At 64.1% G+C, this 12903-nt stretch carries 11 protein-coding genes; 8 read left to right on the top strand and 3 right to left on the bottom strand.

The genetic code is table 11. The features are described from left to right. Positions 1 to 18: 18 nt before the first annotated feature. On the top strand, positions 19 to 483 hold the full coding sequence (locus tag PH191_RS18505; protein ID WP_274196088.1) for an ArsI/CadI family heavy metal resistance metalloenzyme: 465 nt from the start codon (positions 19 to 21) through the stop codon (positions 481 to 483). A 47-nt stretch (positions 484 to 530) separates the two neighbouring features. On the opposite strand, the gene sigZ is transcribed toward PH191_RS18505, so the two are convergent. Next, positions 531 to 1139, bottom strand: coding sequence for an RNA polymerase sigma factor SigZ (sigZ, locus tag PH191_RS18500; RefSeq protein ID WP_274196087.1), 609 nt, complete (start codon positions 1137 to 1139; stop codon positions 531 to 533). A 130-nt stretch (positions 1140 to 1269) separates the two neighbouring features. Here sigZ and PH191_RS18495 point away from each other — a divergent pair, with 130 nt between their 5' ends. Further along, positions 1270 to 2061, top strand: a complete 792-nt coding sequence (locus PH191_RS18495; RefSeq protein WP_274196086.1) for a MerR family transcriptional regulator — start codon at positions 1270 to 1272, stop codon at positions 2059 to 2061. A gap of 731 nt (positions 2062 to 2792) precedes the next feature. Here the strand turns inward: PH191_RS18495 and PH191_RS18490 are convergent. Then, complete coding sequence (locus tag PH191_RS18490; protein WP_274196085.1) at positions 2793 to 3455, bottom strand: hypothetical protein; 663 nt, start codon at positions 3453 to 3455, stop codon at positions 2793 to 2795. 806 nt (positions 3456 to 4261) lie between these two features. Between PH191_RS18490 and PH191_RS18485 the strand changes: the two genes are divergently transcribed. The 6 genes from PH191_RS18485 (at position 4262) to PH191_RS18460 (ending at position 10434) form a co-directional block, all read left to right on the top strand. Continuing rightward, positions 4262 to 5395 carry a hypothetical protein gene (locus PH191_RS18485; RefSeq protein WP_274196084.1) on the top strand — a complete coding sequence of 378 codons (1134 nt, stop codon included), beginning with the start codon at positions 4262 to 4264 and terminating at the stop codon, positions 5393 to 5395. Between the two features lie 150 nt (positions 5396 to 5545). Beyond that, positions 5546 to 6739: a DNA cytosine methyltransferase gene (locus PH191_RS18480; protein WP_274196083.1), complete on the top strand. Its 1194-nt coding sequence runs from the start codon at positions 5546 to 5548 to the stop codon at positions 6737 to 6739. A 2-nt stretch (positions 6740 to 6741) separates the two neighbouring features. Next, complete coding sequence (locus tag PH191_RS18475) at positions 6742 to 7170, top strand: very short patch repair endonuclease (RefSeq protein ID WP_274196082.1); 429 nt, start codon at positions 6742 to 6744, stop codon at positions 7168 to 7170. A gap of 43 nt (positions 7171 to 7213) precedes the next feature. After that, positions 7214 to 8767, top strand: a complete 1554-nt coding sequence (locus PH191_RS18470; protein ID WP_274196081.1) for an AAA family ATPase — start codon at positions 7214 to 7216, stop codon at positions 8765 to 8767. Next, positions 8764 to 10026, top strand: coding sequence for a hypothetical protein (locus PH191_RS18465; RefSeq protein ID WP_274196080.1), 1263 nt, complete (start codon positions 8764 to 8766; stop codon positions 10024 to 10026). The genes PH191_RS18470 and PH191_RS18465 overlap by 4 nt, the downstream gene beginning before the upstream one ends. Positions 10027 to 10107: 81 nt before the next feature. Next, complete coding sequence (locus tag PH191_RS18460; protein ID WP_274196079.1) at positions 10108 to 10434, top strand: hypothetical protein; 327 nt, start codon at positions 10108 to 10110, stop codon at positions 10432 to 10434. 309 nt (positions 10435 to 10743) lie between these two features. Here the strand turns inward: PH191_RS18460 and PH191_RS18455 are convergent, their stop codons facing one another. Then, the gene (locus tag PH191_RS18455) at positions 10744 to 12819 is read right to left on the bottom strand and encodes a BbrUII/HgiDII family restriction enzyme (protein WP_274196078.1); all 2076 of its coding nucleotides are present in this window, start codon (positions 12817 to 12819) and stop codon (positions 10744 to 10746) included. Positions 12820 to 12903 lie beyond the last annotated feature (84 nt).

Below are 12903 nucleotides of genomic sequence, written 5' to 3'. Positions count from 1 at the left end.
AGATCAGGGAGGCCCGACATGACCACCACCCGCGTCCAGCTCGCGCTCAACGTCACCGACCTCGCGGCAGCGACGACCTTCTACACGGCGCTGTTCGGCGTGCCGCCGCACAAGCAGCGCGAGGGCTACGCCAACTTCGCCGTCGAGGACCCACCCCTGAAGCTGGTCCTGATCGAGAAGCCGGGAGACGGAGACCGGCTGAATCACCTCGGGGTCGAGGCCGAGACCTCCGAGGAGGTGACCGCGGCGCTGACCCGCTTCCGCGGGGCCGGTCTCGAAGCGACGCTGGCCGAGCACGACGTGTGCTGCCACGCCGCACAGGACAAGGTGTTCGTCACCGCCCCGGACACCCCGACCGGCTGGTGGGAGTACTACGCGGTCACCGACGACTCGGTCGCCAACCCCGACCGGGAATCGACGTCGGTGTGTGCCGCCTCGTGCGAGGCGAAGGCCGCTGCCGACGGCGGAACGTGCTGCAGCTGACGGCGCCGGGTCGGGGTCCCGCCGTCAGCGGGACCCCGACCCGGGACTCAGCCACACCGACAGCCGGGCGGTCGGGTGTAGTCCATCGGCGTGCCCTGCGCGTCGAGGGTCAGCTTGCAGCACCGACCGAGCATCTCCGCCAGTCGACGCCGGCCACGTTGCACCCTCGACTTCATCCCCGAGACCGACACTCCCTCGCGTCCGGCCGCGTCGACCTGGGTCAGGCCCTCCAGATCGGTCAGCTCCAACGCCCGGCGCTGCTCGGGTGGCAACCCGTCGAGCAGCGGCCGCATGCACGCCGACAGCTCCCGGAGAACCGTCGGGTCGTCCTCGTCGTCGACCTCGCCGGCGAGCTCGGCAGCGTCGTCGGGCAGAGCGCGCTCCCGGGCACGCTCCCGCTCGGCCCGCCGGTACTCGTCGACGATCGCGTTGCGGGTGATCCGATAGACCCACCGCGTCAGGTGCTCGTGGTCCTCGACCCGTCCGAGATTGCGGTGGATACGCAGCACGATCTCACCGAGGACGTCCTCCGCCCGCTGCGGATCGGCGACCCGCCGCTGCACGAACGCGCGCAGCTGCGCCCCGAACTCCCGCCAGACGTCCTCGCTCGTCCGGCTGCCCGGATCGAGCTCAGGGTTGTGGGTTGATGCGGTCACGCCGACCCCCGTACATGGGTGCGGGATAGAGATGGACAGTCCCACAGACGGCAGAACGGTCGAAAGGACGCAGCACCCCGCGTCCGCTGCTGTGGAGGTCGGCGTTCACTCGCCCGACCCGCTCTCGAGCTTGACCTTCGAGTCGACTTCGAGGTCTAGCGTCGATGAGGTGAACGGGATGAAGGTGTCCGAATTGGCGAGTCGCACCGGGGTCCCGGCGAGCACGGTGCGCTTCTACGACGCGGAGGGTCTCCTTCCCGCGCGACGATCGTCCTCGGGCTACCGCCTCTTCGACGACGAAGCGGTGGACCGGCTCGACTTCATCGGCACCGCCAAGCGCCTCGGTCTGCCGCTGCCCGAGATACGTCGCTTGCTCGACCCCTGGGAGCACGGCCTGTGCTCCGACGTGCAGGGCGAACTCGCGCCGCTGCTGGACCGTCACCTCGCCGACACCGAGGAGCGCATCGGCCAGCTCCGCGAGTTCGCCGCCCGGCTACGGCGCGCCCAGCATAAGCTCGTCGCGATCGACCGCGACGGCCCCTGCGACCCCTCCTGCGCCTTCCTCGGCGAGGAGCACCCGCCGACGACCAACCTGATGGCGCTGCCCCTCGCGTCCGCAAGCGATGGTCCCGTCATCGCGTGCACCCTCGACGGCTCCGAGCGCATCGAACGCGCCGACCGGTGGCGATCAGCCCTGACCGCTGTGGTTGCCCGGGTCGCCATCCCCCATGGGGTCAGGTTGACGCTCGAGCCCGCCGTCACCCGCCTCGCCGAGCTCGCCGAGCTCGCGGCCGCGGAATCCGGCTGCTGCAGCTTCTTCGACATCAGCCTGCACTTCGGCGACCCGCCCGCCATGGAGGTACGGGCCCCATCCGATGCCCTGGCCCTCGTCCACGAGCTGTTCGGGGAGCCCGAGGCGTGACTGTTCGGTCCATCGGACTGTTCGTCGTCGAGGCGGTCTTCGAGACCGGCGGTGCTTGGCTGGTCTGACAAGCAGTCCACGCTCACGGTCCGGGACGACGGCTGAGCCTTCACCGACGGCCACATCACGCTCGGCACCCGGCGCGAGGGCCTCGGTCGCCTGGACGCTCAGCTCGACCTCGACGACCCGTCGGAGGACTGCACCGTTGCTGTCAGCCGTTGCTGGCAGCGCACGAATCACACGGGGCGCACCCCTGTTGACTTGGAGCCGGCGCGGGGAATCGAACCCCGGACCTTTCGCATCTAGCTCGTCACTTCGTCCAACTTCGCAATGCTGACCGCGGACGTCAAGTGACGTGCGTGAACACGCTTCCGCACCTCTCGCGGTCCACCGATGTTTGGGAGTGCTGTCGGGACGATTCCGGTGGGTTCGCCGTGGCTCGATCTTGGCTCTCCGAGGCAGTCCCGGGCAGGGCCTACGTCTCAACACGCCTGAAGCCCTGGTTCGCCCTCAACGCGCCCGGGGACTGTGTGACTGGGGCTCCGGTATGCGCGGCTGCGCCCCGTAGACCCGTTCCAGCCGCCCGAAGAGACATCGGCGCTGCTGCTACCTGTCGGTGTCAACTCACCTCAGGACCAGCCTCGAGCGACGGCCCACAGGCTGAGTCCGCGTCCCTCGCGGCGGAGTGCAAGCCACGTTCGGAAAGTCCTCACGAGCAGGCAGGGTGCCGCTTAGCGCTCTCGAAGGCTATCGAACACTCGTTCGGTACCTTCCTCGCGCGGCATCCACGCATAGCTCTCTACCGGCTTCCCGTGCTCATCCCTCTTGAGCACGGGACCCGACTCCCGCGCGCGGGCCGCGGCCGTATCGCCGTCGGGTGCCTCGCGCAGCTCGCCGCTGGCTGTCCGGTACCACCACAGGCCGAGGGCGTCACGGAAGCTAGAAGCAGCGACCAGTTCGCCTCGACGAAGCAGGTAGGCCGGCTCAACCGGACCGAGAGTCTTCGCGAGCGCGACCGAAAGACCCTCCAAGTTTATGCGAATCGGGTGCGGACTATTCGCAGAATAGCTTCTCCTCAATATGCCCGCAGGAGTAAAACAATACACCGTGAGGTCATAGATTGGCTGATCCCCACTGTTGACGAAGCGAACAAAAGCCTGATCGAAACCGCTTTCGTCCTCCCCGACGGATATGTAGACAGCGACCTTGGAGGCGAGCGACCGGCGCTCTGTCTCGTCACGCCTTCTATTCTGTTCCTGGAGTTCGGCAATCTGCATCGACTGAATCTTGTTGGTCGCGCGGGCCGCGGTGGCGGCAACAGCCGCGAATGCCAATGCGGCGACAGCGCCGACTCCAGCGAGCCAGTCTGGGACCGAGCCCCAGTCAACAGACATGAAATGATCTTATCAAGGTTACCCGGGGCGTTCGACCGACAGTCCCCCATCACCCGACCGTCCACGCAAAGCACACGTGGCGTGAAGATGCGGGCAAGCCCTTTCAAGGCCGAGGTGGGCTGCCCTCCTGCCAGCAGAGGGTTCGCGCTCGGGGTCTCTCCCTCGGCGGCGCGGGCTCTGCCCTGCCGGGCCGCCCGTGCGGGGGCAAGCGCCCCGCTCCTCGATGGCCGGCGCGTGTGCTGCGTGGTGGCGCTTGCGGCTGTGCGGGCGGTCTGGCAGCCCTCGGGCGCGTCGTCGTGGGTGAGGCCCCGCCCCGGCCACCACCACTCTCCGGCCGCCGGCTCGGTTGATCGTAAGGGCTCTCCTGAGGTCGGTGCCCTGGTCCAGGGCGGAGCGCCTGGCCGCCGGAGGCCCGTCCTGCTCTCAGGCGACACCCTGGTCCAGGTCGCCGCTGTCGTTGCCGTGGTGGCTGGCCCGGGGGCCGGCCGCGCGGCACGGGACGAAGTCAGGAGTGAGAGCGTGGCCGGCCCGGAAGGGCCGGCCACCGCCGGCGCGCCAGCGCCGGCCCTGACCGCTGGTGGTGCCCAGTGAGCGGAGCGGCTCTCGGTAAAGGGGCAATAGGTCTTCACCCGGGCCGTCGACGCCGCGAGGGAAGCCGATCGCGGAGTGCGGACTGCATCGCTGCCGTCCAGGCGAGCCGGGAGCAGCGATGGGCGCGACGACGCCAGTTGCGACGGCTGACGCAGCTGCATCGCTGTCGCACCTGTGGCCATGTCGCCTCCGGCGAGGGCGGCCCCACGCTCGGGGTGATCAAGAATCCGGACGGTTCTAGGTCGGCCGCCTATGGCGGACTAACCACCTGCGGGTCGGTCTGGGCCTGCCCGGTGTGTGCGGCGAAGATCGCAACTCGCCGCGCAGACGACCTCGCAACGGTCATGCGCTGCGTTGATGGTCTTGGTGGAACGGCCTTCCTGCTCACTCTGACCATGCGCCACGACCGGCTGGACCGCCTTGGTTTGGCGCGCGACGACCGCGCGCGCCGAAACCTTCTCGAGGAGCGGCGTGCGGACCGCGGCGTTGCGGAGGCGAACGGATGGCAGGTCGACGAGCGGGCGGCGGAGGCCGAGGAAATTGAGCTCGCGAGCATCAAGGCTCGCGAGGGTTGCTGGGACGTGCTCGGCTACGCCTGGTCAGCGACCACCTCCGGCGCGACGTGGCAAAAGGACACCGCGCTCTTCGGTGGGTTGCTCGGCTGGGCGCGGGCGGTTGAGGTGACGTGGGGCGAGCGCAACGGCTGGCACGTCCACGTCCACGTCCTGCTTTGCTTCGGCGAACAGGTCTCTGCCGATACCGCCGCAGCATCGATCGGCGCGCGGATGTTCGGACGCTGGCTCCGCGCGCTGCAAAGGCGCGGTTACTCCGCGTCAGAGGACCATGGCTGGGACTTGCGGCGGGTCCAGCTGGGCGATGGCGACCTGGCCGACTACTTCGTGAAGATGGCCCACGAGGTCACAAGCGGACACCGGAAGGACGCGCGCTCGCGCGGAGGCCTCACTCCGATGCAGCTCCTCGGCACCGCAGCCGACACCTACGAGGTCGGCGCCATGGCGCGCTGGTGGGAATGGGAAGCCGCCAGCGAAGGCCGACGCCAGCTCACCTGGTCTACCGGCCACCGAGACTTACGGACTTTGGCCGGGCTCGGGCGCGAGGCCACCGACGAGGAGATCGCGGCTGACGACCAGGAGCCGGACGTCCGACTCGCCTTGAGCCGCGCAACGTGGTCGGCGCTACGGCGCACCAACTCGCCAACCGTCCTCCTCACTGTCGCGGAGAAGCACGGTCTCGCCGGCGCACGCGCGTGGCTCGCTTCAAGGGGCCTCGGGTGGACGGAGGCAAGAGTCGCAGCTCGCGACCACCCGGCTGCGCCTCCAGACGACTAGGCCTTGGCCGCGACCCTCTACCCAAGAAGGACCTCAGACGATGAGATGCTCGTCCTCGGCGCGCCTCCGTGCCCCCCTCGCATGCCGCGAGCAGTATCGAACAAGCGTTCGCCTCAGCGCGATAGGTCGAGCGGAAGGAGCGTGCAGGTGATGACCGACAAGATCCTCAATCAGGCCCCTCCTCCGCCGGCCGAAGATCAGCAGTTCTCCGTGGCAGGCCTCTTTGCCGGGATTGGCGGCCTTGAGCGGGGCCTTGAGGCAAGCGGTGGCCACGCCAAGCTCCTGTGTGAGTGGTGGAAGCCCGCGACCGCCGTCCTGCAGGAACACTTCCCGCAGGCCGAGCACGCCCTGGATGTGCGAGACCTAGACTCACTTCCCGACGTGGACGTCGTAACGGCCGGCTTCCCGTGTACTGATCTCTCGCAGGCTGGGCGAACGACTGGCATCGCGGGCGCTCAGTCGGGCCTCGTCTCACATCTTTTCCGCCTCCTCAAGAACGCGAGCCCCGAATGGGTCATCGTAGAGAATGTTCGCAATATGCTTGTTCTCGACAATGGCCTCGCGATGCAATATCTCGTTACCAAGTTCGAGGAACTCGGGTACTCTTGGGCCTACCGCTTGGTCGACTCCCGCTTCACCGGTGTCCCGCAGCGCCGCCAGCGAGTGATCTTTGTCGCCTCCAAGTCGAACGACCCCGCCCGCATCTTGTTCAATGATGATGTAGACGAGATGTCTACCAGGCGCTACTGGGACGACTCCTACGGCTTCTACTGGACCGAGGGGTTGCGCGGCGTGGGTTGGGCTCAGGATGCAGTTCCGACCCTTAAGGGTGGGTCCAGTCTTGGCATCCCTTCGTCGCCAGCGGTTTGGTTTCCCGAGCGATCGGCGGGCGAAGCGGTGGTGACCCCGCACATCACACACGCTGAAGAGCTGCAGGGATTTCCTGCTGGCTGGACGTTGCCAGCCGAGCGAGTCGGCCGCGGGAGCTTGCGATGGAAGCTAGTCGGCAACGCAGTCACTGTCGGCGTCGCTAAGTGGATTGGCAAGAAGCTCACGACACCGCCAGCTCCAGCTATTCCACCGAGAGCCGAGCTGCCCGCCGGCGCTCGGTGGCCCGCAGCCGCTCACGGAGCGAAAGGCGTCAAATTCGCGGTGTCGGCGAGCATGTGGCCATCTGCCGAGGAGTACGTTCACCTGAGCGAGGTGCTGACGAACGCACCTCTGCGACCACTTAGTCGGAAGGCTACGGCGGGCTTCCTCTCGCGAGCCGAACGCAGTTCACTTCGGTTCGACGATCGTTTTCTGGTCGCACTCAAGGAACACGAACTGGCTATGACTCTCTAGCTGTGCGTACTCCGACCGCCTCGGACGAGGCAACCCGCAAGAGGATGACGCGACAGAGAAGAGTAGACACTAAGCCGGAACAAAAGATTCGAGGTCGGCTGCACGCGCTGGGCTACCGCTATCGTATCGACTTCAAGATAGCTGGCGGCCGACGACGGGCGGACATAGTCTTTACCCGTAAGAAGGTCGCCATCTTCATTGACGGGTGCTTCTGGCATGCTTGCCCGCAACACGGCTCGTTACCTAAGCGAAACAGCGAGTGGTGGAGGGATAAGCTCGCGGCCAATGTTGCCCGGGACGCGACAACTGACCGCGAGCTAGCTTCCGCCGGTTGGACAGTCGTGCGCGTCTGGGAGCACGAGGACCCCGAGAGCGCGGTCCGACGGCTTGAACCGCTTCTAACGAACGCAGCTCAGGGCCCGAAAGAGTAGCACCGCGCGGTCCGACCTGACCTTGCGTGTAGCGTCCCAGCCCATGGCGTCCCCCGCTGACGAGAGTTCAGTGTTCCGGGAGATTCGTAACGAGCTCAGCAGTGCCAGGCACGAGGCACCTAGTCCTTACAAGTACAAGGACCTTGAACGCGCGATCGGGAGAGCCAGCGGCCTTCTAATTGACCAGGTCTACGCAACTCACGTAAGCAAGGCTGGCAATGCAAGCGTCCGAATGATCCAGTCGGCGCGCGCCCAGTCCGCAGACCTTGTTGTCGGCGTCATCTCTCGGCCCGAGCAAGTGGAGCGCACCATCGCGGCCGTGCGACGAGTCGCCCCAAGAGCAACAACGAATCCATATTTCGTTCTTGTCGGCAAGGTCGACCCCTACAACCTCGAAGAAGTCAACGACTGGAACTTCATCTGGGGCGCAGAGCCCTACTCGCAAGCCCAGGCGCGGCATCCTGACTACACGCCACTAATCCTCTTAGCCGAGGAGACCAATAACTTTCCAATCCAGACCTATCAACCCTCAGAAGAGCTCGAAACGCCGGAGCCGGAGAGGCCTCAAGCGATAGCTCCGACCGGACCTGGACCGATCAACATTCCGCTCGATATGGACGATCGGGTTCTCCGCATGGTCCGAACTGCGATCATGTCCAACCGAGCGGTAATGCTCGTGGGGCCCCCGGGAACCGGCAAATCAACTCTAGTCCGGAAGATCGCCGACGACATCGCCGAGAATCCTCAAGCGTACAACCTTGAGGCTCCGCATGACTTGTTTACGGTGACCGCGGACGAGAGTTGGACTACTCGCGAACTAGTCGGCGGCGACAGCATCGACCGGAACAACGAGCTGAAGTTCGCTCCGGGGCACGTGCTCCAGGCGATCATGCAAGACAAGTGGCTTTTCCTCGAAGAGGCCAATCGTGCCGATCTCGATCGCATCTTTGGTGGTCTCCTTAGCTGGCTAAGCGGGCAGCGGAATGTCGTCGTGGGCAGGCTCAACCCGACGGGCAACACGGAGATCGTGCTTGACTGGAGCGGGAAACCTGAGTCTGTAGCACCTGAAGACTGGGACCCGGACAGTTACGACGGTGAGGATCAGATCACCTTTGCTGCGGGCGACGACTGGCGGCTGATCGGAACCTACAACTCACTCGATGCGCACCGCGTCTTCAAGTTGGGGCTCGCCCTGGGCCGCCGTTTCGCGCAAGTTCCTATACCCGCCCCAACCGTCGATCGCTTTTCGAGTCTCGTTGAGAAGGTCCTGTCGGACCCAGAGTGGAGCGATGCTGACCGTGCTTCCCTCGGGAAAGCGCTCGTAGGTATCTACCAGGCACACATGAGCTCAAGCGCCGCCGTACTCGGTCCAGCGCTCTTCCTTGAGCTGGCGAAGTACGTCAAGATCGCACTCAGCGTGAATCCCCTGGCAAATCGAACAGAGCTCCTCGCGGAGGGGTATTTGGCCACCTTCGGAACGTGGCTTTCCCGGATGGACGTCGACGATCGAACGTTCATCGGTCAAGAGTTGACGGATGAGGCACTGCTTGGGGGACAATGGGAGTGGGTTGACCGTCAGGTCAGCAACTTCGGATGAGCATGTCAGACGAGCCGCCGCACGGTCGTGTGCTTGCAGGAGCCGTCCCGCACTCCGCGCATTCGGACATACCGTGGGACGGCCTCGTGGAGATGCTTCGTGGCTGGAGTGGCCGAGGTGCCCTCGCGCTCTATGAAGCTCTTGCCGTTTCGGCTGGGACGGACGACGCGCACCCGTACGCATGGTCGGCGAGAGATGTCCAACGTCGGGCACACCGAGTCGTTTACGAGAAGGTTGCTCCTGCCGTAGACGAGCTGCCTACTCGCCGGTCGGTCTGGCTCGATGCTCTTCCTGCGATGACAGAGAAGTACACAGTCCTGTCTGACGAAATCGGGCCTGGGGTTGACTGGAACAGAACTCGGTTAACGGGGTGGCCACCCAACGCCTTCTATCTGAGAAGCCGTAGAAGGTCTGTCGATCCCGTCCCTCTAGGGCTAGCCAAGTGGTGCATCGATAAGCTTCGCGAGCTACATCGCGATGCCCGAGCCCTGGACCGTCCTCTCACAGAGGCTCGCAGGAGTCAGGTCCAGGCCGCGGTCGACCTTCTCTCAGAGGGAGACCTCGGAAGGCTCGTCGCGTTGGCTCCAACCACCGACCGGATTCAGGCCCTACGCGAGCTCGGTACGCCGTGGACCCAGCTTGCAACGCTCGCCCAAGAGCTAGAGCGTTTCTTCGTGACCTGCAGCCTCGTAGAGTTCGCCCGTGAGGCAATCTTTCCGGTCTCCACTCTCACATGGCGATTGTTTCATCTAGCGGCTTTTGGGGAGATCGTGCGATCTCTTCGAGATGCAGGCGCCGTAGCGACTAGCGTCCGCCCGTTATCCGGTAGCTACACCTCAGGGCCCTCGTACGCCGTGGTGGACGATTCGGGGGCGCACTGGGACCTCTGGTTCGAGTCAGCGGGAATGTGGGACTACTACGGCTGGACCTCTCCGTACAACGACTTGCATATGCAAGCGTTCTCGTCTCCTGCGCTTATGGGAGCAGACATCGCTCTTGTTGGTCGGCCGCCAACATGGAAGGCGATACTATTCGAGTGCAAGTGGGGAGACCGAGACTACGTCTCCCGTGATGGCTTCCATCAGGCCACGACCTACGCCGCGGAGCTCCATGGCATCGTCGAGCACATAGAGACTGTCGTTGTCGGGCGAGACTCAGTAGTACCGACCTCAAGCATGGTCACGTTGGCTCAGGTCCCGACGAGGCTGGTCGGGACTTCGCACCTGCCCGGCCTCCTGCAGGCGTCGCTTGGACTGTGACGGGTGCCGAACTGCCACTCGAGAAATCTCGATGGGCGCTGTATTCTGGGGGATATGAACGCGACCAGGTACGCAGAAGCCATGGCTGCCGGAGGGGCTGAGTACGCGCAAGCCCTGACTGTCCTCCGGGACGCCGGCTTCGCTGCGCAGTTCACACAGACTGGTGGCATGTGTGCGGCTCTTGAGGTCCGGCTTGAGCGGGGCAACTTGCTGATTACCGATGCCTCTGAGGAGCTTCCGTGGGACCGCACGGGCCAACGCGGGTGGGGCGTCGGGTTCTATGAGTCCGACGATGCATCAGACGGCCCTGTTGAGTACGTCGAGGCTGAGTCCCCCGACGTGGGCCTCCTCGTCCCGCTCGTCCATCAGTGTCTAAGCGCTGTAGCGGACGCGCGCCGGCACCGTTGACCGGGTGGTACATCACGCCTCCCTGCGGTCGCTCAGACCGGGGGAACCTCCTGGCACGGCGAGCAGGACGGACGTGAGTGCGTTCCGGCGGAGAGGCTGCCAGGCTGATGGCGTGGATGACTCGATGGCCGGCGATGACTCGATGGCCGGCGATAAATGGCTGGGACTGAAGCCGTACCTCCTGGCAGGACTGGCTGTCGACGAAGCCTTCGTACACCCGCCCACTGCCGAGGACGTACTGCGAAGGCTGCGTCAGGACGGGCACCTTGCCACCGAGGAAGATCGAGACGGAGGAGCTCCGGCCGCAGGCTAGTGCTCAGGCCCAGCGTCAGGTGTGGCTGCATCAGGTGTTGCGCTGCCGCTCGCGGGGGCCTCGCTCGCTAGGCCAACTTCTTGGCCCGACTCCTCTGCCAGGGAATCGAGGATAGCGCGGAGCTGACTAAGCTCTTCCGCGCCGTCCAAGAACTCCCGGTATGCATTCTGGGCGTTGTCTAGGAGCTCTTCGTATTTGACTACGCGGGCATTCACTGCGCCTAAAATCTGCCTAGACTCCTCGCGACCATCAGGGTCAGCCCAGTCTCTAAGATCCTTCCCCACAACGCAGACGGTCTCGACGGGCTCGTCGACTCCAGTGTCGCGAAGAAACTTCCTCAACGCGTTGATGTACTTGCGAATCTGCCCGAGCAGTTCAGTCGAGTTGGTCACGACCTCTGGACGCTTCAACTCGACGATCACGTGAGACCCGCTCATCCGCTTGTACTTGATGTCGAATCGCGAGTTTCGTTCCTCGTCGGTCAATTTCTCGTCAATCTCGGCGAAGGTGGTTCCTATGCGCTTCTCCTTCGCTCGATCGGTCGCCCGTTCCCACGACGGGTCAAGGAGCCAAAGATTCTGAAAGAGGTGATCCTGGATGAACTTCTCCAGCGCATTCTCGTCCATCAACTTCTTTAGCTTCTCTATCACCGTCAACCGCTGCACAACGATCCGATGATACTGCGCGGCCTCAAGGTTCTCTATATCGTTGAAGATCGCTGCGATACCAGTCACTTGCTCGCCCGACATGTCTTCTAGCGCGTCAAGGTTTTCCCGATACCGCAGAGTCTCGAAGGCGAGGACGGCATGGGCGAAGAGCTCATTCCGTTCACGTTCGCCGTCTACTGTCAGTTGGTTAATCTTGCCGAATAGACGCTGCGCTCGCTTGCGATGATCTGGGCCCAGGCGCGTAAACCACTGATCGATAAGAGGGTTTGTCCTCGCGCTGGTCGTACCCTTCTGATCGCGTAAGCGGGACCACGCCGTACCGATTCTCGTGATCTCTTTGCGGAGCCACGCGAGGAGCGCGAGATAGCGCGGGTCCTCCTCAATGATCTTCTGTCTACTACTTGTCGCGATGTCGGCTTCGTCGTCGAGGTCGAGGAAGTTCGCAGAAACTTCACCGATAAGGTAGGACCGGAAGACCCCGCCCTCGTTGAGTTCCTCAAGCAGGTCTTCGTGGGCTAGCTTGCCGCGAACCATCAGGGTAATCGAGTTCAACTTGTCGTTGTGCTCGTCCTTCAACGAGCTCGAAGTGAACGCGGTTCCAATCCAACCGGTCACTTGGAACTCATTCTGGTCGCCGGCCCGCCCAACGCCTGAGACAATCTTTTCATCAGCATTGGTGCATTGATCCAGGAGCGCCCCTGCCGCAGGTTCGTCTTCGTACGCCCAGGCGTATTGGAGCTTGTGGAAGTAGTCGCGGTCGGCCACGGTCACCTCGCGGCCGCCGATCTCCAACTGAAAGCCGTGCTCGGCGCCAAGAATAGAGAACCGTCGCGCCAGACGTTTGCGGAGGCCGGTCTCGAGGTTGGTCATGCTCTTCTTTAGGGCGGGCAGAACGATACGAGTACCGTGATCGAAGTCGATTGAGTCCGTGCTGATGGGCTCGGGCTCGTACGTGCCGACGCCGCCCTCGCCCTCGATGGCTGCACGAATACCCTCGATGTCCATGCGGAACGCGTGCTTCTCCACGCCATCCGTCGTCGTGTATACCTCTACGACATTGGAGATCGAGAACAATGACAATTTGCCGATTCCCTTGCGACCCATGACCGGGCGCTTGCGCTTCTCCGAGTAGCCCTTAAGTTCCGAGTCTCGCCGACGATAGCCGACTGTTAGAAAGCGTTCGTTGATTCCTTCGAGGTCCATGCCGGAGCCGTCGTCTTCCACCACGATTCGCGGAGGAGTGCGTTGAAGATCGATTTTCACGACTTCTGCGTCAGCGTCGTATGCGTTGGCCACCACTTCAGACAGAACCGCGCTGACGTTGCTATATAAATTGATCCCCAGGTGGTTCAGAACATTGAGGCTAATCGTCATCGCGTACGGCCGCGTTCCGTCCTCGGACATGCGCTGTCTCCCTACTCCGGCGACCACCGAAGGCGAGGCTATCCCAGAGACGAGCGAGGGAGCCTCCGACCGGTTGGGGGGCTC

This window comes from Actinomycetospora callitridis (assembly GCF_028737265.1).
Classification (GTDB): Bacteria; Actinomycetota; Actinomycetes; order Mycobacteriales; family Pseudonocardiaceae; genus Actinomycetospora; species Actinomycetospora callitridis.
Note: the sequence above shows the minus strand (reverse complement) of the source record. Positions and strands in the feature narration are given on the sequence as shown.

Coding starts and splice junctions, on each gene's coding strand:
- PH191_RS18505 (WP_274196088.1), top strand. CDS start 19: ATGACCACCACCCGCGTCCAGCTCGCGCTCAACGTCACCGACCTCGCG.
- PH191_RS18490 (WP_274196085.1), bottom strand. CDS start 3,455: ATGTCTGTTGACTGGGGCTCGGTCCCAGACTGGCTCGCTGGAGTCGGC.
- PH191_RS18480 (WP_274196083.1), top strand. CDS start 5,546: ATGACCGACAAGATCCTCAATCAGGCCCCTCCTCCGCCGGCCGAAGAT.
- PH191_RS18470 (WP_274196081.1), top strand. CDS start 7,214: ATGGCGTCCCCCGCTGACGAGAGTTCAGTGTTCCGGGAGATTCGTAAC.
- PH191_RS18465 (WP_274196080.1), top strand. CDS start 8,764: ATGAGCATGTCAGACGAGCCGCCGCACGGTCGTGTGCTTGCAGGAGCC.
- PH191_RS18460 (WP_274196079.1), top strand. CDS start 10,108: ATGGCTGCCGGAGGGGCTGAGTACGCGCAAGCCCTGACTGTCCTCCGG.
- PH191_RS18455 (WP_274196078.1), bottom strand. CDS start 12,819: ATGTCCGAGGACGGAACGCGGCCGTACGCGATGACGATTAGCCTCAAT.